This window comes from Paraburkholderia humisilvae, from assembly GCF_902859855.1.
In the GTDB taxonomy this organism is placed as follows: Bacteria; Pseudomonadota; Gammaproteobacteria; order Burkholderiales; family Burkholderiaceae; genus Paraburkholderia; species Paraburkholderia humisilvae.
Window position 1 is genome coordinate 110,602 of the sequence record NZ_CADIKH010000009.1, and the last position, 24,357, is coordinate 134,958.

Genomic DNA, 24,357 nt, shown 5'->3' on the forward strand with positions numbered 1-24,357 from the left:
AAGGGATCGCTTCTCGCATTTTCTCAGGAGTAGCGCATGAACACTCAATCGCGAGACATCGAAGCCTTTGCAGGCTACCTGGCTTGTGACGGTATCCGCATAGAGGTCGGATTCGAGGCGCCGGCCGGCGCAACGACCGCCGAAAAGGACGCCGCTTTCCTGGCGGAACTTGCTCAGCAAGCCGAGATCAATTATCTGATTGTTGGCAAAAGTACCGTCCCGGTGGCCTCCGCAAAGCAAGCCGCCTCGGTCTTCTCCGCGGCCGATGCTGACCGCCTCCTCGGCCTGGCCGACCAGTTCCTCGAAGACTGGAAGGAAAGTGACCAGGAACGAGACGGTGGCTTGGGTCCGGATCTGGTCGAGCGTCAGGCAGAATTCGAAGCCATTCGCCCGCTGCTTGTGGCGGCGCCGGAGATGTTTGCCGCGCTTCAGGCCATCTTCCCGGGCCTCGAACTGCTGCCGGATGGCGCATTTCGCCTCACCGTGGCGCATGGTGGCGAGCTTCGCGAGTGGGCCCGTATCGTGCGGGGGGCCGGCGGTCGGTGGACCGTCGAGCACAATTACTCCACCGAGCAATTCGAGGTGGAATCGCTTCTCGATGGACTACGTCTCGCAAGCAATATGCGAACGAACCATAACAGCGACGTTGCGTGAATCGTGAACCTGCCTCCCGAGAAGCGGAGTACTGAAGGCGCGTCGTCGCGCCAGTAGCTGCATTGTTTGACCGCCCGCCAAACCGCCCGGATTCAGGGATGTTTGGCGGTTTTTTGTTTGTGGCGACCGATGTTTCCTGAATGGGCCTCGAATTTCCATTCACGATGATCACTTGTCTCCTTGTACGCTGGCGATAAAATATGCAGCTCGGTGGCGATAAAGAGCACTGCCGAGTTAAACGGGAAACCTACCAGGCATGAGCAATCATTACAAAGACCTTCTCGCCCAACGGGCGGCGCTCGAAAAGCAAATCGAAGAGGCTCGCAGTAAGGAGCGTGGCGACGCGATCAACAGCATCAGGCAACTTATGCAGGAGATCAGGCAACTGATGCAGGAGTTCGAGATCACGGAGGCCGAGCTGACTGTCAGGAAGACGCGCAAGGCGCGGGGCCCAGTCAAGCCCAAATACAAGGATCCAAACTCGGACAAGACATGGAGTGGCATGGGCAGAGCGCCGGCGTGGATTGCCGGCAAGGATCGCGCGGCTTTCCTGATCACGTGAGCGCCGCGATCATGCATGCGTGGAGCATCGCGCAGATATTGCGACGGCAGCACCGGCTGGTGCTGGAGCGGGCTGCTTCCGGACGGGAAGCGGAAGCTGGTTGTCGTTCCGATGGTCCACCACGGCATGACCGGGCCTGGCCAAGGGTTTGTCACTTCAGAGGATGGCGATGGCAGTGGAATTGCTGAATGACCGGGTGTACTCGAAAAGCCAGATCGAAAGTTGGCTGGTCGAGACGGCGCAGGTCAAGCCGCAATCACAAGCGTGGAAGAAGGCGCTGACGGCGCGCGTCGGCACGATAGTCGCTGGGGACACGTACCTCTTCGTGCCGGTTAGCGAGACCCACTATCGGGTGTCACGGGCGAACGCGGAACAGGTTGCCGAGATCTTCAAGCTTGTCGAGGAAGCCACCGGGATCAGGAAGATGAAGCGGCAGTGGTATGTCTGTGCGGCGATTTTCGTCTCCGGCGTCGTGATCTTGATCGGCGCGATGATTTTCCAGCACTGACCATCCGTAGGATCATGTGCGAGTCGATGTCGCGCCAGTTGGCCTCGACGAACGAGCGTACTGACTCGCGCACAGGCAATCGTCGCCCGCGTTCCGGTTTCGACCGGGCGCGGGCGTTTGCGTTTCAGGTATGCTCTCGGAAATTTCGTGACAGGAATCGATTGGACGTGAGGGGATGATGGCGAGCGATCGTGGATTTCAACGCGACCGGGCGTATGTGCTGGTTGATGTGTTGCAGAGAGTAGAGCCGGATGCGGTTGCGGCTGCATTGCTGGCAGAGGCTCGAGAAATTTCCAGTACCAGGTCGGAATTCACCATGCTGGAGCAGTCAGATTATCTGACGCGCGTTGCTCGAGGCCTGAAGGACCCGAAGGTGCAGGAGCGAATCAAGGATCTTCGCGAGCAACGTGGCCGGGTGCATGATCACGAGCAGGCCGTCGAGAGTACGTGTGCCAAGATCGAGGCCGCCGCAGGGGCTCTATGGTCAATCCTTTTTAGACTCGCCGAGGTGACGCAGACTGGCGGATGGGACGCGCTTTTGCAGATCGGCCGCTCACGTGCGATGCCTCGCAATGTCAAGACGTCCACATTCGATATCGATCGCCTCCTCGCGGTATCCAGGCCTTACGCCGAGTGGAGCCCGGACACGCAGGACTATCTCGTCAAGGAACTGGCCACTGACGTCGCCGCTTACCGGGAACTGTTTGACGCCTTCACTGGCGGCGCGGAGTACGTGGAACAGTTCGAGCTGATTGTGCGCCCTGGGCAACTGTACCGGCTCATGGAGTTGAACGAAAGCCGCGAAGAGTTGCATGCCAACGCACAGCAGCTGATCAAGAATCTGGATTCGCTGAAGAAGGAGATGGCTGATATCCGCGACCTCGGCCCGCACGTCGATCACTGGTGGCGCGATTTTCTCCTGGGGTTGAGGGGAGAACTGGTCGACGGCGAACTCAGTCAGGTGCTCGCGCAGTTCGTCCGCCCATTGGAGAAGCTCGAGGTTGGCATCCTGATCCAGGTCTCGGACAGGCTACTCAGCGGCGATCAGCAATTCATGGCGAGGCACAACGAGACAGTTTCCACAGGATGACCTAGCCTCGTACGATGTTCAACGCAATACCTTATCGCCCGCGCCCTTGAGCGCGGGCGATCGCGTTTTGGGCTACCAAAGGGCTAGAAACAGGCAGTCCGATCAGTATCGTCAGGGCATCCAGTACACAGGAGGATGCATGTCGACAGAAAACGGCCACTTCAATGGGGAAAACCCACAGCAAGACAAGAATATCCCGGCCCAGGACGAAAGCGCGAGCGGGCAGGAGACCATCCCCGCACCGGCGGCGCGTGGGAAAGTCTCAGGTATAAGCGGGCAATTGGCCTGCGCGGCGGGCGCATTCATCGCAGTTGGCGTCGGAATGTATCTGTTCTCGGCAACCGGGCTGACCCCGATCCTTACGTTTTTACATGCAGTGTGGCACGGGCTCGTGTGGAGCATCGGCGCGTTCTTCCCGGCTCTCGCGGCCGACATCCCGTGGCTTCCGACGCTCTGCATCGTGGGCGGTCTCGCCGCGTATTCTGGTTGCCGGTATGCGCGGAGTGGGGTGCACGAACGCGCGTTCGTCGGTCTGCTGGCGGTCCTTCTCGGCCTCGGCGTGATCTACCTGATTGGCGCTCCCGCAGGTATTGATCTCGAGGTCCTCTTCCGAAACGTGGCGATCATGGCGTTCGTGTTCTCTGTGGCGCTGAGCAAAGGGTTGAAGATCAGGCGGCCGCCCAAGTCCGAGAAAAGTTGCGGATGCGTGAGCCTGGTCGGGGCGGTCAGTGTGCTGACCTGCGCCGCGGCGATCATCCTGCAAGTTTTTCACTGGTTTGATGCGGCCGACAGCATGCCGGATGTTTCCCGCGAAGTGCAGGCGCAATACGGTGCCGAACTCGCGAGGATGGGGTTCGAGGATGTCAACCGTTCAGGGCAACAAGACGGGGGTATCTGCAAGTCGCTCCATGTCGTGTTCCGGGACGGTACGGCGACAGACGTTGCTCCGGTAGATGTTTGGCCGACGGACCGGGCAGATCCGGAATACAGCGACGCCGACTATTCTCACTGTCTTGCCCTACGGCTACGGGGCGGGAAGCTGACAATGATCGTTCCCGACCCGGGCCACAACGCGACGCGCGACGAGACACGCGCGGCCGTTCTCAACGCTGCGGACGCTACCATGGGCGTGATCCGGGCCCAGTATGCCGAGGTCGAGCACGACAAGGCCGTGGCGGACTCGTGGAAGCAGAAGTGACTCCCCCGAACGGACGAAGCAAAGAGCGCCCGCTGAGCTCGATCCGGCTCACATTCCTCAACGAATTAGCATCCCGGCGCGGCGCTCTATACGGCGGAGCGGCTGCCTTTGCTGTGAGCCTATGGCCCTTGCTGGCATGTTGTGAGTAGCAACCTACGCCGGCATCAACGGGCTCACGCGCGTTGGCTTCTGCGCGCTGGCTTCCCGGCGCACACGGCCGGCATGGATAAGGCTCGCGTTCTGGGACCATGAAGGTCGACGCGGAAGGATAGCAAGACCGGTATCATGCTGCTCGCCGCAGGACGCGCCTGACTCCGGCGACGAAAGGGACTTGAAACCGGATTCGCCACCGATAAGATGACTTTACATACGACGCACCCTGCGTCCGGATAAACCACCTACGAGGACTCAAACATGATTCGAAAACTGCTTGTCGCTTCGATTTCCGCCGCTGTTCTGCTGAGCGTTACCGCTTGCGCCTTCACCCAAGGTGTCAAGCCGGACGCCAGCGTCAACACGAGCTTCGTGAAGGGCGTGAGTACGCTGAGCGACGTCGAAGCCAAGCTCGGGCAACCGATGAAGACGGTCACGAATTCGGACGGCTCGACCACGGTCACGTTCCACTACGGTGAAGCGCATCTGGGCGCTCTGGCTTTTGTCGGCGTCGCTGGCGCCACCGGGCAGGACATCATTACCGTCGTCAACTTCGACAAGCGCGGCAAATTCATCGCGCTCACGCAGGAAACGGACAACCGCAACACGTCGGGCCTATAACCCAGCTGATCGCATCACGCTGTTCCAGGACTGGCCCAGAGATCTCGCAGTAGCAGGTTTCCGGGCCGTTCTTTTATTTGCCCAACGATTTCGACGGCGCACAACGGCACTTGTCGCGCGGCGTAGTCTGCCCGTTCACAACGGTCGTCGGCGCTGTCCTGTCTTAAGCGCTCGGCGCCAGTATCAGGAGCCGCTGACCGTGCTCGCTGCCAAGGCAGCGCGCGATGCGGCCTTCAACATGGCGTCGTCTCGCGCAGATTCGTCACGCGCGGCTTCACTCAGCGCGATACAGCGCATCATCGGGCTAGGCAGAGCGGCCTGATGACGTTGTATCAGTTTTGTCCCCCGCTGATCGAGATTCCTGACAGGAAATCCCTGGTATAATTCGCGCTGATTTAATCGGTAGCTGGACCGTACCCAGCCATTTTCCGGTCGTGTTGACGGCCGCGATCTCCCTGCACCGCAACCGGTGCGTTCCATCTTTATCGCCGCGGGATGCTGCTTCCCGCGTGGGGCGCTTCTCCGCTCGTTTCCAAGGAGTCGCGTATGAATATACTGCCTTCTATCCAGAAGGAAGACCCGTTGCCTGATGTCGCATCCTGCCTTCCGCAGGTTGTGTTTCTCCCGGACGGCTACAACGGGCACACAGTGGCCTTTTTTGCTGAGCCAGTTGCGGTGGAGGGCGATGCTGTCAAGCTTCACTGCGCAGAGCCCGGCAAGGAGTATCTGATCGCGTGGCGTTGCAGGTTCGCCTTCGAGGCAGCGATCAAATCGCGGGAAGGCAGCGCGGAAGTCACGCTGGCGGAGAGCGGAATCGCCGGCTGGCGGGGCACGAACGACGACGAGTATCAGATCTACGTCGAGTCGGCCAGGGCACTCGGTTGGGACATCAAGACATACGACGCATGGCTCAATAGCTGAGCGTCGATCTTTCAACCCTGTGGGGGGCTCGCTCCCCATGAGGGTGTCTGCTCCTCACGCTTTCCGAAGAGGAGTTCAAGATGTCAGTTCTTCTTTGCTCGAATGTCCACATCAGCGCGCTCGCGGCCTACGCCGTGCGCCACCGGATCGGCCTGCCACAACTGAACCTGGATTATCGGAGTGAGGCGACGGGTGTCTGGAGCGGGCGAGCTGTTCAAGGCAAACGTCAGGGTGGTCACCAGGCAATCTGGCAAGTGCGAAATCGGCATCTCGCACGCCTATCTGCCGCTCGTGACACTTCCTGAGCCGGTGGCAATCCTGAAGCTCTGCGAGGGGTACGAGTCCCAGATCGACGGACTCGTCGACTACCCGTCGTTGCATGCCGGCCAGATCGTTTCGGCCATACGCACCAGGGCGATCCGGATGCTGCCTGGCTACCAGGCTGCGCCATGGTGTATCCCGGATCAGGCGGTTGGAAGCCCGCCGGATCTCGCAGGCGGCAGCGCGTCGCCTGCTTTGGTTGTTGTTCGCTAACTCATCGGGGATCAGACATCCCGGATGGGGTGTCTGTTCTTCGAACTACTCAGGAGCAGAATGATGGGCTACAGCGGTACCCGAAATATCCCCGGCAAATCGGCAATGGAGATGTTGCGCCACGTCGATACCCACTATGCCGGGCAAAAGGTGGAAAACGACACCGCAATCTACGAAATCCTGGACGGAAAGCCCGGCCGGGGCGGTCTCTGGTTCGTCGTGCGCATGACGAGCAAGGCCACCGGCGAAAGCTTCAACTATGCCGAGTTCGTGATGATCTCTCGCGACAGGGTGGAGTTCTGCTGGAAGCCGACCTCGGAGTTCTCCGGCCCTCACGAAACGTCCATGCCCAGGTCGCTTTTCAATCAGCTCACGCCGATCGAAAAGATACCATTCAGTTCGGGGCGAAACCTGGAAAACGCCGCAGCGTGGCGTGATGCTCAGCGCAGGGCCTACGAGCAGAAGTCGCTCGCGAGTGCTGCGGCGCCGAACGTGGGAGACGTCATCGTGTTCCGCGATCCGATCGATTTCCAGAAAGGGAACGAGACCGTGACGACCCAGCGGTTTCGTGTCCAGGAGTGGGGGCGTGTCCGGCGCTTGACCCCGCTGCTCAGAGAGGGAGCGGCTGGGTTCAACGCCAGGCTGCGACGCTCGACCTGGGACGCCAACCCGTTCGAAGTGGAGGGCCGCCTCGCGGCAGTCGCACAGGGCGCTGAGGTGCCCGTTCCGTCGCCTGCTTTGCAGCGCCGGTTACAGCAGACGGCGCTGTTCTGACGCTCGAGTAGATCTTGTACGCTCAAGATGGTCCGGCAGCGTAAGCGTGCCGGGTTTGATGCCTAACCCATGCGAGGAAATGCTCCCCGTGTGGGAGACGTCCTCGCTATCTTCGAAATAGCAATGAGCCTAAATCGCGAAAATGTAGTGTGGCCCAGCCGAAATGGTACCTGGAGTCGGGGATTCTTTGACCACTACCACACGGGTGACGACCCGGAATGGGATGTTGAATACGACTACGACACCTTCACGTGGTGTTCGACGGGTCATCCGACAATGGAAGCTGCCTGCGCCGCATGGCGCGGGCCGAATCCGGGCGGAATCACCTCGTATGAAACGCCGAACGTCGAAACTGACAGACTCGACGCGATGGCCGAGAAGTACCTGAGCGCCAGAAGTCAAGCAAAGCAACGCTAAGTTCGAGTGCCTTGTTGGGGTCAATATCGGAAACAGCCCGCCTGATCCTTCCTCGGGGCGATGGCGGGCTCGCTTTGAGGCCGTCACGTCCTGTGTGACAAGATGTCTGTGCTTTTATTGGTAGCTGGACCATAACCAGCACGATGCAGATCGCCGCATTTCCAGATCGACCGGAAACCCCGGTTGTACACCCATGCGGGGCATTCCTTCCTGCTTGGAAAGTCTGCTTCGCGTATCTCTACAGGAGCAGCAATATGAGCGGTATGAAACTAGGTTTTGCGCAGACTACGGATCTCCTAAGGAAATCTACGGTTGCGAAGTTCAACGGGTTGTCTGGAAAGTTCGAAATCGAGTTTTGCGCTAACGCGTTCTGCGTGCGCAAGAACGGGATGGCGGAATACTCGTTCCAGGATGACGATCAGATGCCACGCGAAGGAAAGTTCGATGGAATTCGTCTGGAATTGGAGGATGCACAGGGCTTTACGTGTTCGTTCGAGTTCAGCGCTGTCGAGGTTGACTATCTGTCCAACGCAAGTGGCGAGGTAACTGGCCAGAGCAGGCTAGAAGTTATGGACGCGGACCTGGTCAAGATCCCGTTCGAGAATGGCCCTGGCGTTGTTCTGCCGTACCTGACGGAAATCCTCGGAGTGAAGCACGTGCAGGGCAACCTCGAGATTGCATATCAGGATAGCTGCTGGGGCACGCATTCGAGTGATCTTGACCCGGAAGAGAAGGTGCGCGCCTACGGTAACGCGGCGATGGAGTTCCTCCGCGGCCGTGTCACTGGGAATGTTCTTCTGCTTCCGATCGACGAAGGCGATCAGGGCCGGTTAATCGTGCGCGTCGCAGTTCCTCTGGATGCCATTTCAGATCAGGACCACTGCAAGCGCAAGCTCAGGACGTTGTTCGGCACGTCGGCGTATCTGGTCGATGTCGAACAGTTCGGCGATAGCCAGGTCGAGGCGCAACTCGCCGACGATGGGACCCGACAGATGACGTGATTCGGGCGCAACTCCGCGCAAGTCTTCTCCCAGCATGTGCTCGAACCTGAGTGCGCCCGCGCCGCGGCCAGAGCCCGACAGCACCGAAGCCCCCGAGTCCTGACGCCCGTGGCGGGCTGCTATTCTGGTAACATTCTCGGCAGTTTCGACGGCAGCTGGGCCGCTTTCCAGCCAGAAGCGGCTTTGCCGCCTTATCTCAACCCATATGCGGGGCATGTTCCCGCTTGGGATCCTGCTTCGTCCTTTGTGTCAGGAGCAGGATATGCGTACCAACACGGCAGACACGGTCTCTGTCGATATCAAGGTTCCGGCGGAGATGTCGGAATTCTCTGAGGATCTGACCTTCAGCCCCCGCATGCGGGCTGTGCGCGTCGGACAATCCATCAAAGCCTGGCGTGTAGCAGACCAGACGTTCGAATCCGATCCGGCGACGCCGGACGCCATCGAGCAGACGGTGCTTTGCATGCTGGCTGACCTTCGCTTTCTGTGCGACGAACATGGGCTCGATTTCGCTCGAATTGACCGAATGGCCTATGGCGAATACACGATGGTGAAGGACGAAGCTCGTCGCGAGGCGAAGCAAACTGAATCCGCGGCGGCCAATGCACCTTCGGCATCGCTCAAGAAGCAGGTGCTGGGGATGTATAGCTACGCCGAGGAGGTTTCTCCCTTGGATGGGTTTCAGTATCTCGCCGGCTTCGTAAGGGCTACCGCTGGTTCGAAGGGGACAGGTATCTTCATCGTCAACGGGATACTGAATCGCCCGACCTACAAGAAGCTGCTCGAGGAAGCGCATACCGCGCAGTTGCGGGTCGATTGCGTCGTCGTGTACGGCGAGATCGCAACCTACACCGGCGCTGGCATCAGTTTCACTAAGTTCGAAGAGCTTCCCGGCCTGGACCGGGGATGAGCTTCGTCGTGTTCAATCCCGAAAGGAGGGGTATGCAGACACAAGCAAAACCGAAACCGTTTCGGGAACTGACCGGGCTTGCCTTCGCGTCAGGGTTGATCGTGATGTTGCCGTTTTTTCCGGGCATGTTCCGCATTCTGTTCCTCAGCATCAACGTCGTCGCCTTCGTCATGTTTGTTGAAGACAAACGCCGGGCTGTGGAGCGGGAGAAGCGCATCAAGGAGGCATGGCTACACCTTGTCACCCTTGCGGGTGGTTTCGTGGGCGCCCAGCTGGGCAGGGCTACGGTGAGGCACAAGACGCTGAAGCCGGCATTCGATGGCGTCTTCTGTGTCGCGTGGCTCCTGTGGCTCGTGGCATGCGTTCTCTACTGGCTCTACGTCAGGAGATGACGACAATCGATACCGGTCGATGGCGGGTTTCCGCTGTCGCCCGGGATCGGGAATTGGTCTTAGGCTGGTTCGGTCCAGCATTTTCAAACCCGTGCGGGGCATCTCAGTCCGCGGTGGGCTGTGTGCTTCGCGGTTCAATGGAGCACACATGAAAGAGCAAGATTGTCAGATGCGTGACAGGAAACCGCCGGAAGTTCACGTCGCGATGACCGATGTGGAGGTCCTGGAGGGCGCTGAACGAATGGCTCGCGTCCTGTTGAAGGCGTGGGGTTTTGAATTCTCGGGCGACGCAGTTCGGAATAGCGAGAACCCTCGCGCGATCTCGGCCTGGAACGTCGTTTCCACGATGCTTGAAGAGTACAACGGCACTGACTTGTCTAGCGCAGTTGAGTCCGTCGAACACGATGTGAAGCAGGTTCAAGCGGAGCCGGTGGCCAACGTCTCGGCCCCAGGCGCGGCGCAGCTTCTGCGCAACGCCCTCCGTTTCAACGAGCTTGGAAAACGCCGTGAGTCGGCCGAGGCCATCTCAGCCGCGATTGGCATGCTCGAGCGCAAGTAGTCGGCTCAGTATCCCTATTGCCCTAGAGGGTCGAAAGGCCATGCAACCCGCCCGCCGTGTGCTTCCGATGTTTTGGGAAGTGCCGACGGGCATATTATTGAGGCTTGTGGTGGGAACATTCCTGTCAGGAAGTCTGCGGCAGAATAGGGTTCGGTTTCCATCGGTAGCTGGTCCAAACTAGCCTTGCGGTGCAGTCGGGCCGCTGTCACCTTTCGCCATCTGGTGATTCTCAACCCATGCGGGGCATCTCAGTCCCCGATGGGGCTGGGTGCTTCGCGATTCAACGGAGCATCCATGAAACAGCAAAGTGTCAAGTCGTTTATCGCCCCGATTCTCGTGGGGAAGTTCGCTCCTTACTCCGTCCTGGTCAAGGCGACCGATGCTGACGGCCCGGGGGAATACGAAACCACTGGCCTCATGTTCGAAAACGGCCATGTGCTAGTCGACTACCCGTTCCGACGCCCGGGACAGAGCGTCGAGGAAGCGAATGCTGCAGGTGCTGATCCGGCCAACCATCACCAGATCGACATCACCACGGTGATCCTGCCTGACGGTACTGAACTGGCCCGCGGCGAAGCCTGGGAAGAGGTCGCGTGTCCGCCGAACTGGACCGACCGTGTCAGGGCGGCGATCGCGGCGCATGGTGAAGCGGCGTTCCGGCGCGGCGATCATCGGCTGTCCGAAGATGGCCAAGCGGAGGGCGCACGGCTGTCCTCCGAGCTCAATCAGGCCGAAGACAATCTGTACCGTCTGCTCGGTCTAAAGGCGAACGTCGATAAGGATCGAACCAGCGTCCGGGTGGCAGTCCTTTGCAGCAACTCGGAAGGTCGTCGCGAGATCCGCTCGTTCGAGTTGCCCGTGTCATCTGTCGACGTCAACGAGGGCGAGCACTACGATGCCGCGATCGGGCTTGCCATCGCGGAAGGCTATAACGGTAAGATGGTTGCTTTCGACAAACACGATCACGCCGCGCGGCACCTCTTTGAGACGGCGGTCTGGTTCGCGTAGTAGTCCGCCTGTCTTCATCAACCCTTGCGGGATGCGTTCCGCAAGGGGTGCTTCTCGCCCATTTCCGGAGAGAAACAGAGGAGAGACGTAACGCGACCGAAGTTCATCCGGTCCGACAATTACCTGACCCGATACGCACGCATGTGGCTATCTCGTCCGCACCCATCGTATTACCTGGGCTTCAACCGCGTCCTGCGCACATTGCGTCTTCCCGGATTGCCACCAGCGGGCGACTAAGCGAAAGCTGAAGCCGGTGCGCTTCCTCCGGATCGCTGATCTGGAAAGCGAGTTTGCGCTGACGATTCACAGACGAAGTCGGCCCAGCAACTCGCCGATGAAGGCACGCCCTACGCGTACGAGGAAGAGGTTGTCGCTCCGGCACTCTCGACCGAATATACGGTGCCGAATCGGATTGCCACGTCCGAATGGACGCTGCCGGCCGGAGCCTTCATGCAGGGCTCCGGACCACAGTGACGTCGAAAAGCAGTTGCAGCAAACCAAGCCCGCCTGTCTTCTCGCTGAGAAGGCTGCGGGCTTTCTCAATTCAAGAAACCCCCCCGGTATTTGTGAACGTTTATCGGTTGTTCGCGCGAAGTGTTCGGCGGAAAATTTCGTAATCGTGCAACTCGCCTCGATCCGTTCCACATGCAACTCCCGTGAGTGAGCGGGAGCCTCGGACCGCCAACGGCGTGGGCAGGTCCCCGCTGGTGACCATGATCTCAACCATTGGAAGAATGACGGCACCTGCCGGGCTCTCGGCAATCGTGCTCCGTCAACTGGCAAGCGCAACGATATAAGCAGGTTACAGAGACGTCTTCCGCGGCTATTCGCCGTAGAAGATGCCCGAAACTATTCCGGTCAAGAGCTTTCTGGCATGACGACCGGCCACGGGGTGGATATGGCAGGGCAGTATTGGATCGACGCGGTTCAACACGAGAAGGCGGTCGGACTTTTGTGTGAAGCGCTGAAACACATCAGCGATAAACCCTGGGAGGAACCGACCTTGCTTCATGCTCGCATCTCGGAATTTGTGGGTGCTCCGATCCAATACGCGGGTGCAGTTGCGCTTGCTCGGGCGGGGAGACTTTGAGGAGAGACGTCAAGTGCGGCGCCATGTTGACGCTCTATGTGTTCGCTCTGGCCGTTTCCGGGACCAATGTGACGATCGACTTGCAGGCTCTCCGCTGGCGTAGTGGTAGCCAGCGGAGAGCGGGACACCGTCGTGCTGGGCCGCGGCGCCTAAGAGCGTCGTGATCTTGACACAGCTACGTTGCCGCGGGCCGCAACATGAGCGGGTCTCTCAGAAAACTTCAGGTAAGAAGGGCAGCGCTCACATCCTCTTGAATCTCGATGATCACCTGATACGGTGGTACCACCCCGAAATTCAAAGGAGTGGGTCATGAAGAAAATCAAACCTGTATTCGCGGTGGCGGCAGCCATGAGCTGCATCGGTGGCGTAATGGCCAGTGCGATGCCGGCGCAGGCGGACACCGGGAAACCGCTCGAAGTGCTAGCGGGCGCGGCGAACGCGTACGCCAGCCAGCACCTGATGCAGATTTATGCGGGCAAGCCCATCGACGAAGGGATCACGATCGATCCGGGCAATGGCTATGGTCAGGTTATGCATCCGTCGATCGACCAGCTCAAAACGCTTGGCTACCTGCCAGACGGGATCTCCGGCGGCGACGTGCGTCTCGAGTTCTCGCCGGCAGGATGCATGGCGAAACAGCAAACCGAATGTGATCTGCTCGTCCGCGCGGCTGTAACTGGGGACGAGAACACCTTCACGATTCCGCTTCGCACGGTGCGACGAGCAGACGACAATCCGCCCGACAACGCGGCACAGTAAAATTCCGGCTGATAACGTTGCGGCGGAGAGAGCCCCGTACGACGCCGCCTATCTCACCGCCAGCAGTCCAAGAGAGCTTCCGGGTATCGGCCGAAACTTCTTGTCAGGAAATTTCGGCTATACTTCGCCTGTTTTTCAAAGGTAGCTGGACCCAAACCCAGCCCACAACCCTTGCGGGGCAGTTCTTCCCCCGCTGGGGAGCTGCTTCGTCTTAACGCTGGAGCAGGCTATGTACGAGCAAAACGAGGACCTCCGTCCGGACTACAAGGAAGACAACAGCGACAACGTGCTGAAGGTGATCGCCATTCTCTCGCTCGCTGTGATCGTCTGTGTTGGGTCTGCAGCATGGAGCATCTACGCAACGGTGGACCGCTACCACGACTGCAAGGCCGCGAATCATTCGACGGCGTACTGCGTCATCCGAGACGTTGCACGCCAATGACGCCTGCGCCATCCAGTGCGTCACCGGCCTTACCGGTCTTATCGACGCAGTTTGAGAGGCCGCACGCGTTCGTAGTGTTGTTAACGAGAAGCCGCTGACCTTCGGGTTGGCGGTTTTCATTCTTTCCTCGCAGGGACCGACGATTCTCGGCGCTTCCATAGAGGAGTCAGGGTGACTTGCGGCGTTTTTAACCGGTAGCAGGACACCCATCAACCGGCCAAGCGGCACCCCGTCGCGATCTTATCGTAGCCTTCGGGCAGTACTTTTACCCTTGCGGGGCGATTCCCGCACGGGATCTGCTTCGCGCCAATTCAGGAGCAGAAATATGTCGGAAACATCTTCGATTGCCGCATATCGCATCGAGGCGGCTGCGGGTGTCCCATATGCAGTCAAAGTCGCTTTCAAGCACGTCAAGGCGATCCATCCCCAGGTGACTCAGGTAGCCTTCGATGAAGATCTCTGTTGGATTTATTCCGATTCATCTGGCAATGCGCCGGCTTTCTCGGGTGATATCGATGTGGGTCTTCTGGAAGATGCAGCGGACGCTCTGGAGATTTGTCCAGCGACGTTCGCCCTTAGCGAGGTTGGTCTCCTGGAGATGACATCGACGGATGGGAAATGCTCTCAGCAAACCGGGCGCGCTCCGACGGCTACAGATGGCCGGAGATTGCTCGAAGGGCGGATTGCTCTGGCCACCGCAGAGTTCGAGGCATACGTATTTCCTGATGGCGCCTCCATTCCACACGCGATGCCTTGGAACAGGGAGTGGGAGACCGGTGACCTCGACTGTCTGAAAACATCCATGAGAGTCGAGTGGAAACACGACGAGTCTTGGGATGACACCCGGCATGTAGAAGTTTGCGTTCATTTTGCCCCCGATGGTTCTGTGGTTAATGTGACAGCATTACAGAGCGGCCGTTATCAGTTTGGCAAGCGTGGCGTTGTCGTGTTTGCCGATGATGGAAATCTACCTGAGGACAGCGACCTCGAGCAGTTCATCAAGATCGCAGCGAACTCGATTGACGGGCTGCGCAAGGTGGATGTGTTTCGCGTACTCAGTTCAATAAGGGCAGACAACATCGACGGCGTAACGAGGCATGATCTGGCGACCTTCATCGCCGGCAAGCGCGTCGACCTCGTCGAGGAAGTCGAGCAGGTGATGAGCGAGGAATTCCCTCAAGATCGCTGGGTGCCGGCAGATTGAGATACGTCCGTCCGATCAGCAGGACGGACACATATCACCGGAATGAAAAGGTCGAGATGGTGGAGTATCGCGATAGTAGAAACGTCCGCGTTTTATTTTGACGGTGGGCGCGACCGCATCGTCGATTCCAGCGTCATCCTCTCGGCCGTCCGCGTCGTGGCCTAAAAGTCCACCCTCGGGGCAGTCTATCCTGCGGGGTTGGCTGCTTCGCGTCATACAAAGGAGCAGGAAAATGCACGAAGCAAAGGTTCCGGATTCAGTCCAGTTCTACGTCAGGCACGCCTTGGGGGTTTTGCGCGAGCAGGAGGCGGCTCTTAACGGGGTGCAACTGGCGCGGGGAAACGGCCATATTCTGTCACTCGAGCTGCGAGATCGTGAAGGGAAGATCAAGCAGGCCTTGGGAAGACTTGGCGAGTTTCGGGGACACGCTGCCGAGAACGGCGTGGACGCTGACGCCTTTATTCTCGAATGCGGCGGTGTTCCCGATTTTGCCAGGTTCGGATACTCGAAGCCGGGAGGCGGGAAGCCGGGTGCGTACGATTCGACCGCATGTGGCATCAAGGTGATAGCACGCCCAACCCGTGTTGGCGAGGCAGACCTGCTTGACGGCCGTGAAAACGAGGTCCTTTCGGTGCAGGGACCAACCGGGAATGTCGTTTTCAGCGTGTCACCGGCTGTGCCGTGGACGCATGACTCTATCGTGACTTCTCTGAACCAGCACGATGCAGTGCGTGCCGTCGACGGCGATGTAGCGGACGCCTATCTCGGTGATTGCTGGATTGGCGGCACCGAGGTCTAACCTGCCATATCTGGAAGTAACTCATCACCCTCGCGGGGCACTACCCGCGAGGGTGGCTGCTTCGCATTAACAGGAGCAGAAACATGAATCAAGCGGTTCAAGGGGCATCGGCTGGCTTCAAGGCCGGTAAGCATTTCTTCGTCTCGACGCCGGTCGAGATCGACAGCTACGAATGGCGCTGCATCGTTCGTCAAGGTGGGCTTGGCCGGCCGGAAAAGCATTACGAGTTTCGTCCTGTCGGAGGCGAAGCGTGGTGCGCCGATAGCGACTGGGTTGGCGGCCACGCCAAGGTGAAGGATCTGCCGGAAGTACTCGAGCAGAAGATTGATGCCGTGCTCGATGCGCAGATCACAAGAGCCATGTCGGGTGCGTTTGTTCCGAATGGCAACATGACGCGGGCGGCAGAAAACCTGTTGGTAGCGATGGCTCACGAGGATCTTGTTCGCCCGGTCGTCGTCGCTTACGAAGAGGAGATCCTGGCTCAGCGGCAATTTCGCATCGCGAGGAAGTATGTCGAGCGGGGTTGTGCCGATACGGTCATTCTTGACCGGAAGCAGTCGTATATGCTGGAAGCATCGGATTTGGCGACCTACCTCAAACAATGCTTTGAGGCGCGCGATGCGGCAGGGCTCAAAGTCAGGGAGCCGGACAACTGTCCATTGCTTGAGGCCGAGAACACCCGCATCAAGGCCGAAAGCCTGTTGCTGGAAGCGATGGCAGAGCTGCCGAATCTGGCGGCGATCGCGAGACCGTGGTTGACGCTCGAGGCCCGGAAGCAAGCGGTCGACCTTACGCTCAACATGCTGGCGCCATTCTGTGCCGACGCAAAAGGCATCATCAATCGACTCGTCGCCTCGTAATTCGGGCGGAGGCCGAACACCAATCAGCCCATTCCACCGCAAGGTGGATGGGCTGTTTGTCTTTTGTGGACGGCTTGTTCCGCCGATTCCCGCTGCTATCATGGGCCGTCTATTGCAACGAGAACCGCGTCATGTCGCAACAACCGGGATCGCATACCTGTCAAATCTGCAGCCAGCAGCTCAACCAGCCCGGGAAACCGGACACGGTCGATTGCGGTGGTGATTGCGTGCGGTGCATCGCAGACTATCGTGACCCGGACGCGCTGGAAACCATGCGCAAGATCGAACCGGACAATCCGAAATGGAAGCCGTCCGAGGGCGACTGGTTGGGCCCGCAAATCGCAGTGGACTCTGATCCGGCTCTGCGGGAGGTGGAACGGCTAACCACGATGATGCGAGATGTGTTCGACTTCGTTCTCTCTGACAGCAACATCGCGAATACCGGCGGTACTTGCCTGTACGGCGCGATCCTGCTACGGAACGCACTCGAGCAGTTCGGTAAGTGTGAAGCGGCCGTGCGGGGCGGCGACGGGAAACTCTGTGAAGGCGCCATCGACCAGACTGGTATGTGGCACGGACATTACTGGGTGGAAGGGAAATCGCCTGACGGCGTGAGCTTCGTCGCTGACATAACCGCCGACCAATTCGGCTGGCCGAACGCGATCGTGCTTCCGATGGACCAGGCCCGGAAACGCTATCGCGCCAGCGTATCCGAAATGCTGCGCGCCGCGGTCAATATCGCGCAGTTCCAGCAGATTCGCCAGGTGGCGACGCTGAGGGCCGAGCTTGTCCATAGGTTTCCGTTCCGGTGCGAGGATATCGAATGCGCGATCCAAGCCTGGGCGAACTACGAGCTGGCGAAGGGGCGGCCGAGTTGAGCCTGACCCGTGAAGAAGCGCTGGAGTCCACGGGACGCGCCTGCAAGGTGCCCCAGCCGACCGGCGGCTTCGTATACGGCTTCATCGTCGAGGTTCACCCGACCGGTGACTTCGTCAGGTTCAGAAAGGGCGTGTCTAGCCGCGTTGGCCCGCAATGGGTTCGGCGCGAGGACGTCATGCTGCAGCCGCTCGATGCCGAGGCCGGCGAGCAACTCCGTCTCCGGTTTGAATCTACATCCGAGTGATGCTTCCTTGGATCTGATTCGACCACGGGCGATCCGACGGCGAAAGTATGCCCGGATGCGCTTCGTTTTCGAGCGGTCCAATCCGGTTGGATGCTCCAGACTTGGAACGAGGTGACCAGCAGGCGCCCGGTGTAGGCGGGAGATGGCCGTCGAGAGCGGAGTGGCGGGGAAATGCCTATGCGCGACGCTGGTTGTCCTCGATGGCGGATGCGCTTTGCCCTGTTCAGGATGCGTTTGCTCGGGCCGAATTGACGGCTGTGGAACCCGCGAGCACTCCCTGCACCCGACGTTGCACCGGTATCTCCCTGCAGCGAGATCTCTGGTTTCGGATCGACGAGCACACGCGGCTGGTGCACAGCACGCAGCGGCAGGTTGCGATGGCGGCGAACGCATCCCGAACGCGGTACTCTATCCGCCCGTCCGCGATGGCGGCACGCAAGCGCGTCTGGTCTTATCTCGCACAAGCGACCAATTTAGCGGGGGTGTGGTAGCGGCCCCGCGAGCCAAAAGGATGGCCATGCTATACACGACCGGTGTGTTTATGCCCTCGTACAGCTTCAAGCAGCTGCGCGAGGGTGACGGCGAAATGTTCCTGAAGGGGCCTGTCTCAGTCAGTCGCGGCGACACCTTGACTTTCGTCGCTATGTCCGAGGGTTACAGCCAAGCGCTGGCGGCGTACATCGAGTCCCTGGCGCTGGAGCCGCTGATCCAATCGCGCGGTCAACTCCCGGGCGCAGGTTCGATCGGCCCGGTGGGAAATGAGGCGGTTTCAGTCGCTGCAGTTGGCCTGGTGCTTGATGCCTGGGAGTCCCACCATCCAAACACGCAGATTCCTGTACTGAACGCGGTAGCGGCGGGCATCGGCCCGGCAATTGGGCTCAAGCCCATCCTGAACCATTCAGGATACGCATACGTGCGAGTCGACTACCGGAAGCTGCGTGCCGGCGCCGGCGGCGTGGTCGTGACTACCTACTATGTGTTTCGAATGGAGCCGTCGGGCGAAGCCGTGCTGATCGGTATTCAGGCTGGTCTGAGGCAAGGCGGGCTATTCAACCCGGAGGCCACCGGCTCATTCTTCAGCGGGGATGCCCTCGCCATTCTCCTCGAATGGGAGGCCGACAAGATCGCTCGCTACGGACGCAATGTCACCGTCGAGGAGGGCGGGATTTCCCCATAGCGTTCGGCGGCACTAACCGCATTCGGAACATAAATTTTGCTTTCCGAGGAAACGTTGCTCAACGCGGAAATCCCCCTGTGTTGCAGTCTGTTTCCGAATTGTTGGATCCCTCGCGATCTCGATAATGGATGGCTGATCTCATATCAGCCTAGGGCTAGTCCATGAAATTCGTGATCCCGACACTTGCCGTAACCTTCCTGATAGCGGGGCCGGTCGCTGCACAGGAGCAGCAGACGGCTTTGCCGCATCCGTGCAAGTCGAGTTCCGATCAATGGACGCTCTGCATTGGCGACAGTCCGATCGACACTACGGGTAATCGCGTGGACATGGCACACGAGGTACAGGAAGTGAATTCCGCGTTGGCACCGGTACGACAAAAGATCACCGAATTTGTTCAGACCGAGCATCAGGCCGCGGCGACCGGTCGCTGAGCGGCCGCTGTCAATCTCAAAAGAGGCTCATCTATGGATACCGCAGTCGCCCAGCCGGAAGCGCGTCATTGCGAAGATGTTGTTTTGCCCGATCTGGACGAAGGTCAGCAGTGGACCTGTGAGAACGGCTGCGGAAATTGTCGCCCTGAGCACGCCGATTTTGAATATTCGCATGAAGAAGCACTCGATGGTGCACTGCTAGACAGCAAGATGTGCAAGGTCTGGGTGAGTCACTGCTGTAAAGCAAATCTGGTGTTGTGGGATGAGCGGAGTGAAGGGGAAGTCGCTTGGGCGGGTGGTGACCTGAACCTGGATGGCCTCGTCTCGAATCGTGGGGTTTTGAATGATTGATCTCGACAGACTTTCTCCCAAACATCTTTGCTATCGGGACGTCCCGGTGAGTATCTGACGCCGCAAGAACAGGATGGTGTTGTCATGGGGGAGGTCACATGTCTGAGCTTGAAAGACGCGCTTACGATGCGATGTATCAGGCGTTCTGTCGCCTGCGCCAATTCTTCAGGTTGCCGCGCGTTGCAGGGAATCGTCGTGCCTTTAGGCAACGAATATCTGAGCGTAAAGGGGTGAAAGAGATGAAGTCGAGTGCGAAATTCAGTATCGGTGCGATCAGTGCTGCTGTCGCTTTCGGAGCGTGTGCTGCTGCGAGCGCGCAAGGTGTGACCGGAAACAATCCGGTGATGAACGAAGTGAAGATTGGCGGCAGCGCGACGATTGGCAGCAGTTGTTCGACCAACTGGTCGATCGCCTCCGATGCCACCGGCGGTATTCTCGAGTGCCGCGGCAAGAAGTGGGTACCGCCGGTGGCGCAAGATATGCCAGCCACAAGCTCCAAGTTGTAACGCTCAAGGTGACCTATGAGCAATCTAGTCGAGCAGAATTCCCTGCTGGCGCCCAGATGGCGCGAACTCGCTCTGAGGGTAGCGTGCGATGCAACGACATGGCTTGCCGTCGCGGCTGTAGTTCTCGTCTTGCTCCCTCACGCCACACTTCAGGGAACCCTTACGCTTGATCTGTGTGCCGACATCGTCGCGGTGGGCCTCTTGTGGATCGGGCTGACCCAGTTGTTGCGGCCGAACGGCCGTCGGGTTTTGCTTCGCGGACTTGCGCTCGCGGTCACGGTTCTCCTGCTTAGGCTTGGCGCTCCGGATATCTCTGCGCTACTGTCCGCGGTAAGTACCTCGCCGCAAGCGGCGATACCGGCTCTGGCAGCCGTGGCGGTGGTCGGCTGGGTGGAATGCCTGGTGGGCAAGCGTCGACTGGTCCCAGCCATTGAGGAAGGGGCTATGCAGCCCTATATTCAGTCCCCCGAGGATATGCGGCGAGTCGCAATCCACGAGGCTGGCCATACGCTGCTTTACAGATTGCTTCCCGAACGCCCCAGTGACATGCGTGTCCTGGTCCGTCGGGTTATCACTGATCGGAATCCGAGAGGCGGTGAGGTCCTGCTGACTCCGATGCAGGTACCGGTAACGTACGCCTATGTCGCGATGCTGATCGCTCTGGCCGGACTCGAGGCGGAATTTGCCGTCTTGGAATCCCGCGCCAACGGGGGAGCAGACGATTACGCCGAATGGATGGAACTGGCTACTCGGTTTGCCGTCGCGGGAAGTGCCGGTGCTTTTTATCGTTTCCCGGCTACCTTCTGGCAACGGCAGATCAACCGGGACACGATCAATGCCCTAGAGGAACGCCAGCGGAGCGACCTGCGCGAATTCTTCACCAGCAACCGGGATGTGCTGGTCGAACTCGCCGATAACATCCTCGCGCGTGGCGAGCTTGACCATGAGCAGATCGCCAGCTACCTCGATCGTGTCGACGTTCATTCGCTCGCTTTTCGGATCCCGTCCTGATAGACCGGATCGTGCTCCTCTTTTGATCGACGTCCTTGAGGCGAGATGGACGAGATCTATGGCGCCGAGCGGAGCGGTGCACTTCATTCTGTCCGTCCGCAACATCACGCCTGATTAATGCGAAAATCTTTCCGTCGCCGTCTCATGTACGGGCGCGGTTGTAGCGCGACCGGTTCGAGAAGATCTGGCTGACGGGAATCCTGGGCGATCGGTGTTGGAATGACGCTCGATTGAGCGCGCGTTTTGCGATTGTCACGGTGGCGTAGCGGGAATACCCTCAAGAAGCCCACAATCTCTTTTCCCTAAGTCGGCATGCGTCTGCTCCGCTCTATGCGTTCGCTTCTCTGTGTCCTGGCGTTGACCGGTTCGATCCCGGCGCTCGCCGATTTGGCGATTCCGCCGGTCCTTGCCGCGAACATCCCGAAGGAAATCGCCGTGGTCAGATCGTTTCAGGCCGTCGACGGACTGACGGGGTGGGTCGTACAGGGACCGAAGGGGCCGCCGGATATCGTATACACGACTGCGGACGGCAAGTACCTCATTGCAGGGCATATCCTCGACCAGTCACGTCAGGACCTGAGCAGCGTATATGCACAGGCTATGGCGCCAAAGATCGATGTCGCAGCGCTCTGGCCAAAGATCGAGCAAACCGCGTACGTGGTGGAGGGAGCAAGGCGGCCGAAGGCAATCGTCTATGCCTTCATGGACCCGAATTGCATCTACTGTCATCTGCTCTGGAAAGCTGTGCAGCCCTACGAGAAGAAGGGATTGCAGGTTCGCTGGATTCCCGTGGGTCTACTGAAACCGGACTCAGGTGGGAAGGCGGCGGCGTTGCTCGAGGCCAAAGATCCGGCTGGCGTGATGCGCACTCTCCAGACGAAGTATCAGGAGGCGTCGGAAAGCGGCGGCATCGCTCCGATCAAGGGAAGTGCAACAACCGATGCGAAAATCCGCAGTAACGGCGAGCTGATGAAGGCGTTGGGGTTCTATGGAACGCCGAGCCTGGCCTATCGGGATGCCGGGACGCAGGAGGTAGTCAGCAGCATTGGAATGGCGAAGGCATCGTTTGTCGCGAAGATCCTCGACATCCCGGAGTTGCCGGTTTCCGATCCGGAGCTGAAGCGTTATCAGTAGGCGAGCGGTCTGAGCTGACGCAGGCGCGCAACCCACGTAGTGAAATCAGAGACATCGCGGTCATGCTCCCTTTCTTTTCCCGATTCCGCAAAGCAGGCGAACAAACATCTAACCCACTCGATGACAGCGCGAGCATGGGGGAGGATCCTTATCTGGCGCAGATCGTGGCGTCACTCAGTCGTCCCGAGGACGAGCCAGAAGCCGACGCTCATCAGGCGACGAGTACGATCGCCCGGGACAAGGCCAGCCCCCAGATTTCCTGACCGGAAACTCAGTTTGCTCAAAGAATATCGATCGTACTCAGCCAATTGAGGCGAATCGTTCTCTGTTTGACACTCTTCTTGGCGTTGCATCGCTCGATTCACTCGCTTAATGTATGCGAATGCGATCGGGTAGTTCCTGTCAGGAACTTTTTCTGGGAAGCTAGCTTGCGAGGCTACCGTGACCCGTGCTGAGGCGAAGGCGGAGATCAAGCGTCATTACGCGAGTTTTGACGAGTTCATAGAAGATGTCGGACTGCGGGACGACTACAGTGGCAAGGAAGTTCTGGACAGGCTCGGGTATTGAAAAGCAGCAACAATGGATTGTTTAACATGCAGCGTTATCAGATCTTCGTGCGGCGTGGCGTTCGCACGCCAAAATACTGTGTTCCCTGGCACTGGCTCGCGTCCCTGATTGTCGCGTTCCTGTGCCCCGAGGGCAATTATTGTCGTCTTGTCGATTCCACGTCCGATACGGTACTTCTCGAGTGGGAGAGGCTCGCTAGCGCTCGCTAGGATGCTTAAAGTTACAGACTGCGTACCACTGGCCTAAATGCGTCGAATTCCCCCGGAGATGGAGCACGATCCAGAGTTGTTTGGATCATGCTCGGTCGATACGCTACGCTGGCCGGTCAGAAAACGCTCGCGATATCCGTCTCTGCTGGCCCGCTGCGGCGTGTTGACAGCAGCAATTCCAGCTCGGGATGGATACGATGACCACACTTTCTCACAGACGACTCGCTGATCAGAATCCGCTTCCGATCATGTCGCCTGACGACTCAACCGTGACGCTTCCGGCGTCATTGTTCAAGCAGATTGTCGGGGCGCTGCATTTTTATGGGCACGGACACAACAGCGATCGCATCGTTCTCCGTCGCTCCGGTTCCGACGATCGTGTCGCCTGCCGGGAGGCGAATCCAGCGTGGATAGCGGACCGGCTAGTCTCCAACGACGTGGCGCTTTATCGTGAAGACGGAACTCGGGCACGGGAAGTCACCGCACTGCTCGCTGAGCAACTCGGCGATCAATATCATGTCATCGCGGAATCACCGTCGTCGACCACTTGATAGATGAGTTCGTTCGAGGGACTTGTTTTCGGGAAGTGCCTTGCTAGCCTCACATGAATGGGCATTTTCGTGGAGAGGCCGGTGGAAGAAGAACACATAGCTACTGTCGATCAATGGATCGATACGCTGCAGAAGGTATCGCAGCCAGGCGGACGCGCGGGTCTGCACGCAATTAGCGAGCCGTCCGCGGTACATCCGTTTCAGCCCGGTGACCGCGTTCGTGTTTCGGACCGGGTGAAGACGCGGTACTTCCCGCAGTCGGAGCCTGCCCGGCGTGCCGGATGGGTCGGAACGATCAACAGCCTGTGCGACCGGCCCTTCGAGGACCACGTCCGGGTGGATTTCGATCTGCGGCCGCGGCAGAGACGGCAGCGTCTCAAGGAATTCATGGATGTCCTGGATCTTGAGCTGATCCAGAAGAGTGAGGCGGGCACATCCGGACTGAAAGGAGGATCGCCATGAAGGCGTTCAAGAAAATCGATTCGTGGGTGATCAGACATTCGCCGTTCGCGACTTTCGGCGTGGGGCTGGGTGGCCTGTTGATGGAAGGCGCGGCGAAGTTTCTCGTTGGCACCGTGGGCGTCGACGCGGGTATTGCAGCGCTTTCAGCGGGTATCTGCCTTGTTGGCTATGGCTTGCATATGCTGGTGAAGGGCGGGACCGAGATGACGACCTTGATCGGTCAGGCGAATCGGGAAGGATTTCGGTCGCGTATCGGTGGTGGATCGCTGTCCGAAAATCCCTACCGTCGCTGGCTGGAACGTCGTGCTTTCAAGGCATGGCGGGAGGGATGGACGGACGCCCATCGCGCGATCGGCGGTCTGAAGCTCCTGCGCTAGTG

Annotated in this window: 32 protein-coding genes; all 32 read left to right on the top strand. The window is 59.2% G+C overall.

The genetic code is table 11. The features are described from left to right. The first annotated feature begins 36 nt into the window (after positions 1 to 36). On the top strand, positions 37 to 654 hold the full coding sequence (locus tag HV796_RS11480; RefSeq protein ID WP_175226602.1) for a hypothetical protein: 618 nt from the start codon (positions 37 to 39) through the stop codon (positions 652 to 654). Between the two features lie 256 nt (positions 655 to 910). Next, positions 911 to 1,216, top strand: coding sequence for an H-NS histone family protein (locus tag HV796_RS11485; protein WP_175226603.1), 306 nt, complete (start codon positions 911 to 913; stop codon positions 1,214 to 1,216). Between the two features lie 175 nt (positions 1,217 to 1,391). Then, positions 1,392 to 1,724: a hypothetical protein gene (locus HV796_RS11490; protein WP_175226604.1), complete on the top strand. Its 333-nt coding sequence runs from the start codon at positions 1,392 to 1,394 to the stop codon at positions 1,722 to 1,724. A 175-nt stretch (positions 1,725 to 1,899) separates the two neighbouring features. After that, a complete protein-coding gene (locus HV796_RS11495) occupies positions 1,900 to 2,814 on the top strand; it encodes a hypothetical protein (RefSeq protein WP_175226605.1) in 915 nt (304 codons plus the stop codon). 139 nt (positions 2,815 to 2,953) lie between these two features. Next, complete coding sequence (locus HV796_RS11500) at positions 2,954 to 4,012, top strand: hypothetical protein (RefSeq protein WP_175226606.1); 1,059 nt, start codon at positions 2,954 to 2,956, stop codon at positions 4,010 to 4,012. A gap of 414 nt (positions 4,013 to 4,426) precedes the next feature. Next, positions 4,427 to 4,786: a hypothetical protein gene (locus HV796_RS11505; protein WP_175226607.1), complete on the top strand. Its 360-nt coding sequence runs from the start codon at positions 4,427 to 4,429 to the stop codon at positions 4,784 to 4,786. Between the two features lie 546 nt (positions 4,787 to 5,332). After that, entirely contained in the window at positions 5,333 to 5,707 is a 375-nt protein-coding gene (locus HV796_RS11510; RefSeq protein ID WP_175226474.1) for a hypothetical protein, read from the top strand. Positions 5,708 to 5,887: 180 nt separating this feature from the next. After that, positions 5,888 to 6,241 carry a hypothetical protein gene (locus tag HV796_RS11515; RefSeq protein ID WP_217477885.1) on the top strand — a complete coding sequence of 118 codons (354 nt, stop codon included), beginning with the start codon at positions 5,888 to 5,890 and terminating at the stop codon, positions 6,239 to 6,241. A gap of 60 nt (positions 6,242 to 6,301) precedes the next feature. Then, a complete protein-coding gene (locus tag HV796_RS11520; protein ID WP_175226609.1) occupies positions 6,302 to 7,015 on the top strand; it encodes a DUF6927 domain-containing protein in 714 nt (237 codons plus the stop codon). A gap of 123 nt (positions 7,016 to 7,138) precedes the next feature. Then, positions 7,139 to 7,432 carry a hypothetical protein gene (locus HV796_RS11525; RefSeq protein ID WP_175226610.1) on the top strand — a complete coding sequence of 98 codons (294 nt, stop codon included), beginning with the start codon at positions 7,139 to 7,141 and terminating at the stop codon, positions 7,430 to 7,432. A 254-nt stretch (positions 7,433 to 7,686) separates the two neighbouring features. Continuing rightward, the gene (locus tag HV796_RS11530; protein WP_175226611.1) at positions 7,687 to 8,433 is read left to right on the top strand and encodes a hypothetical protein; all 747 of its coding nucleotides are present in this window, start codon (positions 7,687 to 7,689) and stop codon (positions 8,431 to 8,433) included. Positions 8,434 to 8,695: 262 nt separating this feature from the next. Next, on the top strand, positions 8,696 to 9,343 hold the full coding sequence (locus HV796_RS11535) for a hypothetical protein (RefSeq protein WP_175226612.1): 648 nt from the start codon (positions 8,696 to 8,698) through the stop codon (positions 9,341 to 9,343). Continuing rightward, positions 9,340 to 9,735 carry a DUF1294 domain-containing protein gene (locus tag HV796_RS11540; RefSeq protein ID WP_246355806.1) on the top strand — a complete coding sequence of 132 codons (396 nt, stop codon included), beginning with the start codon at positions 9,340 to 9,342 and terminating at the stop codon, positions 9,733 to 9,735. Before HV796_RS11535 ends, HV796_RS11540 begins: the two co-directional genes overlap by 4 nt. Before the next feature lie 148 nt (positions 9,736 to 9,883). Further along, a complete protein-coding gene (locus HV796_RS11545; RefSeq protein WP_175226613.1) occupies positions 9,884 to 10,294 on the top strand; it encodes a hypothetical protein in 411 nt (136 codons plus the stop codon). A gap of 294 nt (positions 10,295 to 10,588) precedes the next feature. After that, the gene (locus tag HV796_RS11550; protein WP_175226614.1) at positions 10,589 to 11,302 is read left to right on the top strand and encodes a hypothetical protein; all 714 of its coding nucleotides are present in this window, start codon (positions 10,589 to 10,591) and stop codon (positions 11,300 to 11,302) included. A gap of 874 nt (positions 11,303 to 12,176) precedes the next feature. Beyond that, a complete protein-coding gene (locus HV796_RS11555; protein WP_246355807.1) occupies positions 12,177 to 12,392 on the top strand; it encodes a hypothetical protein in 216 nt (71 codons plus the stop codon). Between the two features lie 309 nt (positions 12,393 to 12,701). Further along, positions 12,702 to 13,151: a hypothetical protein gene (locus HV796_RS11560; protein WP_175226615.1), complete on the top strand. Its 450-nt coding sequence runs from the start codon at positions 12,702 to 12,704 to the stop codon at positions 13,149 to 13,151. A gap of 229 nt (positions 13,152 to 13,380) precedes the next feature. Further along, the gene (locus tag HV796_RS11565; protein WP_175226616.1) at positions 13,381 to 13,593 is read left to right on the top strand and encodes a hypothetical protein; all 213 of its coding nucleotides are present in this window, start codon (positions 13,381 to 13,383) and stop codon (positions 13,591 to 13,593) included. Between the two features lie 325 nt (positions 13,594 to 13,918). Continuing rightward, positions 13,919 to 14,797, top strand: coding sequence for a hypothetical protein (locus HV796_RS11570; RefSeq protein WP_175226617.1), 879 nt, complete (start codon positions 13,919 to 13,921; stop codon positions 14,795 to 14,797). Between the two features lie 232 nt (positions 14,798 to 15,029). Next, on the top strand, positions 15,030 to 15,596 hold the full coding sequence (locus HV796_RS11575; protein ID WP_175226618.1) for a hypothetical protein: 567 nt from the start codon (positions 15,030 to 15,032) through the stop codon (positions 15,594 to 15,596). 83 nt (positions 15,597 to 15,679) lie between these two features. Beyond that, on the top strand, positions 15,680 to 16,456 hold the full coding sequence (locus HV796_RS11580; RefSeq protein ID WP_175226619.1) for a hypothetical protein: 777 nt from the start codon (positions 15,680 to 15,682) through the stop codon (positions 16,454 to 16,456). A gap of 131 nt (positions 16,457 to 16,587) precedes the next feature. Further along, the gene (locus tag HV796_RS11585) at positions 16,588 to 17,334 is read left to right on the top strand and encodes a hypothetical protein (RefSeq protein WP_175226620.1); all 747 of its coding nucleotides are present in this window, start codon (positions 16,588 to 16,590) and stop codon (positions 17,332 to 17,334) included. Next, the gene (locus HV796_RS11590) at positions 17,331 to 17,579 is read left to right on the top strand and encodes a hypothetical protein (RefSeq protein WP_175226621.1); all 249 of its coding nucleotides are present in this window, start codon (positions 17,331 to 17,333) and stop codon (positions 17,577 to 17,579) included. Before HV796_RS11585 ends, HV796_RS11590 begins: the two co-directional genes overlap by 4 nt. A gap of 517 nt (positions 17,580 to 18,096) precedes the next feature. Next, positions 18,097 to 18,756, top strand: coding sequence for a hypothetical protein (locus HV796_RS11595; protein WP_175226622.1), 660 nt, complete (start codon positions 18,097 to 18,099; stop codon positions 18,754 to 18,756). Between the two features lie 161 nt (positions 18,757 to 18,917). Further along, positions 18,918 to 19,187 (top strand): hypothetical protein, encoded by a 270-nt coding sequence (locus tag HV796_RS11600; RefSeq protein WP_175226623.1) that lies wholly within the window; start codon positions 18,918 to 18,920, stop codon positions 19,185 to 19,187. Positions 19,188 to 19,220: 33 nt separating this feature from the next. After that, positions 19,221 to 19,538 carry a hypothetical protein gene (locus HV796_RS11605; RefSeq protein ID WP_175226624.1) on the top strand — a complete coding sequence of 106 codons (318 nt, stop codon included), beginning with the start codon at positions 19,221 to 19,223 and terminating at the stop codon, positions 19,536 to 19,538. A gap of 98 nt (positions 19,539 to 19,636) precedes the next feature. Then, on the top strand, positions 19,637 to 20,044 hold the full coding sequence (locus tag HV796_RS11610; protein WP_175226625.1) for a hypothetical protein: 408 nt from the start codon (positions 19,637 to 19,639) through the stop codon (positions 20,042 to 20,044). A gap of 15 nt (positions 20,045 to 20,059) precedes the next feature. Next, positions 20,060 to 21,055: a M41 family metallopeptidase gene (locus HV796_RS11615; RefSeq protein WP_175226626.1), complete on the top strand. Its 996-nt coding sequence runs from the start codon at positions 20,060 to 20,062 to the stop codon at positions 21,053 to 21,055. 312 nt (positions 21,056 to 21,367) lie between these two features. Further along, on the top strand, positions 21,368 to 22,189 hold the full coding sequence (dsbG, locus tag HV796_RS11620; RefSeq protein WP_217477886.1) for a thiol:disulfide interchange protein DsbG: 822 nt from the start codon (positions 21,368 to 21,370) through the stop codon (positions 22,187 to 22,189). Between the two features lie 973 nt (positions 22,190 to 23,162). Then, the gene (locus HV796_RS11625) at positions 23,163 to 23,516 is read left to right on the top strand and encodes a hypothetical protein (RefSeq protein ID WP_217477888.1); all 354 of its coding nucleotides are present in this window, start codon (positions 23,163 to 23,165) and stop codon (positions 23,514 to 23,516) included. Between the two features lie 81 nt (positions 23,517 to 23,597). Then, on the top strand, positions 23,598 to 23,978 hold the full coding sequence (locus tag HV796_RS11630) for a hypothetical protein (RefSeq protein ID WP_246355808.1): 381 nt from the start codon (positions 23,598 to 23,600) through the stop codon (positions 23,976 to 23,978). Then, positions 23,975 to 24,355 carry a hypothetical protein gene (locus tag HV796_RS11635; protein WP_175226629.1) on the top strand — a complete coding sequence of 127 codons (381 nt, stop codon included), beginning with the start codon at positions 23,975 to 23,977 and terminating at the stop codon, positions 24,353 to 24,355. Before HV796_RS11630 ends, HV796_RS11635 begins: the two co-directional genes overlap by 4 nt. The last annotated feature ends 2 nt before the right edge of the window (positions 24,356 to 24,357 follow it).

What these genes read in the sequence shown, in the direction of transcription:
- HV796_RS11480 (WP_175226602.1), top strand. Translation starts at nt 37, where the DNA reads ATGAACACTCAATCGCGAGACATCGAAGCCTTTGCAGGCTACCTGGCT.
- HV796_RS11485 (WP_175226603.1), top strand. Translation starts at nt 911, where the DNA reads ATGAGCAATCATTACAAAGACCTTCTCGCCCAACGGGCGGCGCTCGAA.
- HV796_RS11495 (WP_175226605.1), top strand. Translation starts at nt 1,900, where the DNA reads ATGATGGCGAGCGATCGTGGATTTCAACGCGACCGGGCGTATGTGCTG.
- HV796_RS11500 (WP_175226606.1), top strand. Translation starts at nt 2,954, where the DNA reads ATGTCGACAGAAAACGGCCACTTCAATGGGGAAAACCCACAGCAAGAC.
- HV796_RS11505 (WP_175226607.1), top strand. Translation starts at nt 4,427, where the DNA reads ATGATTCGAAAACTGCTTGTCGCTTCGATTTCCGCCGCTGTTCTGCTG.
- HV796_RS11510 (WP_175226474.1), top strand. Translation starts at nt 5,333, where the DNA reads ATGAATATACTGCCTTCTATCCAGAAGGAAGACCCGTTGCCTGATGTC.
- HV796_RS11520 (WP_175226609.1), top strand. Translation starts at nt 6,302, where the DNA reads ATGATGGGCTACAGCGGTACCCGAAATATCCCCGGCAAATCGGCAATG.
- HV796_RS11525 (WP_175226610.1), top strand. Translation starts at nt 7,139, where the DNA reads ATGAGCCTAAATCGCGAAAATGTAGTGTGGCCCAGCCGAAATGGTACC.
- HV796_RS11530 (WP_175226611.1), top strand. Translation starts at nt 7,687, where the DNA reads ATGAGCGGTATGAAACTAGGTTTTGCGCAGACTACGGATCTCCTAAGG.
- HV796_RS11535 (WP_175226612.1), top strand. Translation starts at nt 8,696, where the DNA reads ATGCGTACCAACACGGCAGACACGGTCTCTGTCGATATCAAGGTTCCG.
- HV796_RS11540 (WP_246355806.1), top strand. Translation starts at nt 9,340, where the DNA reads ATGAGCTTCGTCGTGTTCAATCCCGAAAGGAGGGGTATGCAGACACAA.
- HV796_RS11545 (WP_175226613.1), top strand. Translation starts at nt 9,884, where the DNA reads ATGAAAGAGCAAGATTGTCAGATGCGTGACAGGAAACCGCCGGAAGTT.
- HV796_RS11550 (WP_175226614.1), top strand. Translation starts at nt 10,589, where the DNA reads ATGAAACAGCAAAGTGTCAAGTCGTTTATCGCCCCGATTCTCGTGGGG.
- HV796_RS11555 (WP_246355807.1), top strand. Translation starts at nt 12,177, where the DNA reads ATGACGACCGGCCACGGGGTGGATATGGCAGGGCAGTATTGGATCGAC.
- HV796_RS11560 (WP_175226615.1), top strand. Translation starts at nt 12,702, where the DNA reads ATGAAGAAAATCAAACCTGTATTCGCGGTGGCGGCAGCCATGAGCTGC.
- HV796_RS11565 (WP_175226616.1), top strand. Translation starts at nt 13,381, where the DNA reads ATGTACGAGCAAAACGAGGACCTCCGTCCGGACTACAAGGAAGACAAC.
- HV796_RS11570 (WP_175226617.1), top strand. Translation starts at nt 13,919, where the DNA reads ATGTCGGAAACATCTTCGATTGCCGCATATCGCATCGAGGCGGCTGCG.
- HV796_RS11575 (WP_175226618.1), top strand. Translation starts at nt 15,030, where the DNA reads ATGCACGAAGCAAAGGTTCCGGATTCAGTCCAGTTCTACGTCAGGCAC.
- HV796_RS11580 (WP_175226619.1), top strand. Translation starts at nt 15,680, where the DNA reads ATGAATCAAGCGGTTCAAGGGGCATCGGCTGGCTTCAAGGCCGGTAAG.
- HV796_RS11585 (WP_175226620.1), top strand. Translation starts at nt 16,588, where the DNA reads ATGTCGCAACAACCGGGATCGCATACCTGTCAAATCTGCAGCCAGCAG.
- HV796_RS11595 (WP_175226622.1), top strand. Translation starts at nt 18,097, where the DNA reads ATGCTATACACGACCGGTGTGTTTATGCCCTCGTACAGCTTCAAGCAG.
- HV796_RS11600 (WP_175226623.1), top strand. Translation starts at nt 18,918, where the DNA reads ATGAAATTCGTGATCCCGACACTTGCCGTAACCTTCCTGATAGCGGGG.
- HV796_RS11605 (WP_175226624.1), top strand. Translation starts at nt 19,221, where the DNA reads ATGGATACCGCAGTCGCCCAGCCGGAAGCGCGTCATTGCGAAGATGTT.
- HV796_RS11610 (WP_175226625.1), top strand. Translation starts at nt 19,637, where the DNA reads ATGTCTGAGCTTGAAAGACGCGCTTACGATGCGATGTATCAGGCGTTC.
- HV796_RS11615 (WP_175226626.1), top strand. Translation starts at nt 20,060, where the DNA reads ATGAGCAATCTAGTCGAGCAGAATTCCCTGCTGGCGCCCAGATGGCGC.
- dsbG (WP_217477886.1), top strand. Translation starts at nt 21,368, where the DNA reads ATGCGTCTGCTCCGCTCTATGCGTTCGCTTCTCTGTGTCCTGGCGTTG.
- HV796_RS11625 (WP_217477888.1), top strand. Translation starts at nt 23,163, where the DNA reads ATGACCACACTTTCTCACAGACGACTCGCTGATCAGAATCCGCTTCCG.
- HV796_RS11635 (WP_175226629.1), top strand. Translation starts at nt 23,975, where the DNA reads ATGAAGGCGTTCAAGAAAATCGATTCGTGGGTGATCAGACATTCGCCG.